This window comes from Sphingomonas sp. (assembly GCF_036387535.1).
In the GTDB taxonomy this organism is placed as follows: Bacteria; Pseudomonadota; Alphaproteobacteria; order Sphingomonadales; family Sphingomonadaceae; genus Sphingomonas_R.
The window spans coordinates 1-2,734 of record NZ_DASVTO010000155.1 but is presented as its reverse complement, the minus strand read 5'-3'; the positions used below and the strand labels follow the sequence as shown (position 1 = coordinate 2,734).

The window sequence follows — 2,734 nt, the reverse complement described above, 5'->3', positions numbered from 1 at the left end:
CTTCATGCCGGCGGTGGCGAAGGCGACCGCCAGTGGCGTGCCGCGCGATGCCTTCGCCACAATCGCATCGGCCACCCGGCGTGCCTGATCGACGGCGCGACCGGTGACGATCGCGCGCACGACATCGGCGCGAACCTGCGTCAGCGGGACCGGAGCGGCCGCGATGACATCGACCACATCGAGCAGCGCATAACTGCCGGGTCCGATCGTCTCGACGCTGGGGTCGTCATCCTCGCCCGCCTGGAACGCCGCCTTCAGCAGGGGTTGCAGGATCGGCGATGGTGCGAACGCCGGTGCGGACGGAGCGACGCCGCTGGGCAGCAGCGCGGGAGTGGTGACGACGGGCAAGGCGTTGGTGGTCGCCGCCTGCTCGAAGGTCGATCCATCGGCGATCATGTCCTCGATCTTCGCGACCTTGTCCGCCAGCGCGGCGTCGGTCTTGCGCTTCATCAGGTCCGCCACCAGCGTGGCGCGCGCCGCCGACAATGGCGTCGCAGGTGTGCGGGCGATCCGGTCGACATGCACGACATGCCAGCCGAGCGGCGATTTCTGCGCGTCGGTAATCGCGCCCTGTGCCGCGGCAAAGGCGGCGACCGCGACGGCGGGGGAGGCCAGTTCCGCCATTTCCGCCTGCGACTTCACACCCAGGCTGGTGTCGGTCGCGCTGAGCCCGGCGGCCTGCGCCGCGGCGGCAAAGCTGGTACCGGAACGGATCTTTGCGACCAGGGCCTTGGCAGCCGCTTCGGTCGGCAGCAGCACCTGCGACAGGGTACGGGTTTCGCGGGCGGCATATTGCGCGGCATTCGCCGTGTAGGCCGCGGCGATTTCGGCGTCCGTGGGTGCAGGAACATTGCCGATCTGTGCCGCGCCGATCGTGGCATAACGCAGCACGCGCCGTTCGGGCAGCGTGAAGCGCGCGATGTTGGCGTTGTAATAAGCGCGGACCTGTGCCTCGGTCGGCGCCGGACCCTGCGGCATGGCGGCAGCGGGGACGAAGCCGATCGTTCCGTCCCGACGATCGAGCAGCATCGCCGCATAAGGCGTCACCAGCGCATCCGTGGCGCGCGTCCCGCCCGCGATCGGGCCCAGCACCTGACGCCGGATCAGGTCCCCGGCGATGTCGGCGCGCAATTGCTGTTCGGAAATACGCTCCCGCGCCAGCAGCCCACGAAATGTCGTCTCGTCGAAACTGCCGGTCGGACCCTGGAATGCCGGAATGCTGGCGATCTCGCCGTCAACCAGCCGCTTGGATGCGGTGAAGCCATGCGCGCGCGCCCAAAGCTCCACCGCCTTGGCGGAAACCAGCCGGCGCAAGGTGGCGTCTACCCCGCCGCCCTGGATGAACGCTGCCATCGTCAGGCCCGGTTGCTGTTGCAGCGCGCGGTTATATTCGTCGCGAACGCGGCGATCGGCCTCGATCGTCCCGATCTTGCCGCCGTCCATCGACGCCAGCGTCTCCCCGTCCGCGCCCCCACCGGCGCCACCCAGACCGTTGGGCGTGCCGACGCCCGAGAACACGACGGCGCCGGCGACCAGGACCAGCACGAGCACCACCACCCAAGATTTGAGCATGCGGCGGAAGAAGGAAAGCATCGGCGGACCCGTCGAATGGGAAGGAGAAGCCGTCGCTCTATCGCCGCCCGTCCGACGCGGCAAGGTGGCGGGAAGGTGACGGGCCAGCGGCGGGCGCATGCTCTCCGCATTGTCATGCCGGTGCGAAACCGCTTTAGTGCGCTGCACGACAGGATGGGGACGGGGCATGCGGCGCAAGTTGATCGCGGGAAACTGGAAGATGAACGGCAGCGGGGCCGCGATGGCGGAACTGGACGGGATCGCGGCGGCCGCGGTCGAATGTGCCGCGGTCGATGTCGCGATCTGCCCGCCGGCGACGCTGATCGGTCTGGCCGCGGCGCGGGTGCCGGACCTAGCGATCGGCGCGCAGGATTGTCATGCGGTGGCGAAAGGCGCGCATACCGGGTGCGTGTCCGCGGACATGCTGGTGGAGGCCGGTGCGCGACTGGCGATCGTCGGACATAGCGAGCGCCGGGCGGATCAGCATGAAACCGATGCCGACGTGCAGGCGAAGGCGCGTGCCGCGATGGCGGCCGGGTTGATCGCGATCCTGTGCGTGGGCGAAACCGAGGCGCAGCGCGATGCCGGTGACGCGGTGGCGGTGGTGTCGGCGCAGATCGACGGATCGGTGCCGCCGGGCGCGACGGCGGCCGGGCTGGTGATCGCCTATGAACCGGTCTGGGCGATCGGCACCGGACGGATTCCGTCTCTGGCCGATGTCGGCGAGATGCACGCGGCGATCCGCGCCAGGCTGTCCGCCGTGCTGGGTCGGGAAGCGGCGGGGGTGCGCATCCTATATGGCGGGTCGATGAACGGCGGGAATGCCGCCGACCTGCTGGCGGTGCCGGATGTCGATGGCGGGCTGGTCGGTGGGGCCAGCCTGACCGCGGCGCAATTCGTCCCGATCATCCGTGCCGCCGCAGCGGTCGGTTGATGCGCGCGCGCGGATTCGCTAAGCGCCGTGGTACTTCGCGTCGCCGGCGGCGCTTCCCCTGACAGATTGCGGGCTTGATGTTCACCTTCCTCCTCATCGTTCATGCCTTCATCGCGGCGGCGCTCGTGACCGTGATCCTGATGCAGCGGTCCGAGGGCGGCGGGCTGGGAATGGGCGGCAGCCCGTCCGGATTGATGAGCGCGCGCGGCGCCGCCGATTTCCTGACCA

3 protein-coding genes are annotated in these 2,734 nt (G+C 69.5%); 2 read left to right on the top strand and 1 reads right to left on the bottom strand.

Annotated features, from left to right (window positions below):
• A partial coding sequence (locus VF649_RS14460) for a peptidylprolyl isomerase (protein WP_331012661.1) occupies positions 1-1,593 on the bottom strand: 1,593 nt, incomplete at its 3' end.
• A gap of 166 nt (positions 1,594-1,759) precedes the next feature.
• Here VF649_RS14460 and tpiA point away from each other — a divergent pair.
• Together tpiA and secG are read left to right on the top strand one after the other, a co-directional pair.
• A complete protein-coding gene (gene tpiA / locus VF649_RS14455; protein WP_331012660.1) occupies positions 1,760-2,506 on the top strand; it encodes a triose-phosphate isomerase in 747 nt (248 codons plus the stop codon).
• 77 nt (positions 2,507-2,583) lie between these two features.
• A partial coding sequence (gene secG, locus VF649_RS14450) for a preprotein translocase subunit SecG (RefSeq protein WP_331012662.1) occupies positions 2,584-2,734 on the top strand: 151 nt, incomplete at its 3' end.